Source organism: Neisseria sp. P0021.S007, assembly GCF_051956855.1.
Genome location: NZ_JBQCXA010000916.1, coordinates 1 through 567, shown reverse-complemented (window position 1 = coordinate 567; position 567 = coordinate 1). Strand labels below are relative to the sequence as shown.

1 tRNA gene is annotated in these 567 nt (G+C 45.0%); it reads left to right on the top strand.

What is annotated here, in order from left to right:
- Nucleotides 1-325 precede the first annotated feature (325 nt).
- Nucleotides 326-401: transfer RNA gene (locus ACTHUR_RS16700), tRNA-Phe, on the top strand.
- The last annotated feature ends 166 nt before the right edge of the window (nucleotides 402-567 follow it).

Here is a 567-nt window from a genome sequence, read left to right as displayed (position 1 = left end):
CACCACACCCAACAGCAGCAACACCGCCGCCATTACCAAAGGCGAATACAAATACGTCTCCGGCGAACGGTAGCGCAAACGCAAAACATCCCACATATCACGAACAAACACATACAGCATGGCATAAATCCAAAGCAAAAAAGTCGATTGTATCTTAGGCCGTCTGAAAATCAAACCGGCAAACCTAAAAAACCGCTAATTAAAACGAAAAATAATTCAATACAAAACAAAATCTTAATTTACCACCCAAAAAATAAAGCCTACAAACGCTTGCACAAGACAACGAAATTTGGTTTAATTCACATCTCGCAACGAAACACGCGAAGGCCAGATAGCTCAGTTGGTAGAGCAACGGATTGAAAATCCGTGTGTCGGCGGTTCGATTCCGCCTCTGGCCACCACCCACCGCCTTGAAGCGGTTATTTTTTTGTCTATGCGATTTGCACGCCATACTTAGCACAAATCCCGTTCCAGACCATGCGTCCAGATTTCCACACAAGGCCGTCTGAAAAATTTCAGACGGCCGTTATTCATGTTGGCATGGCATAAAAATCCGCTTTACCGCCC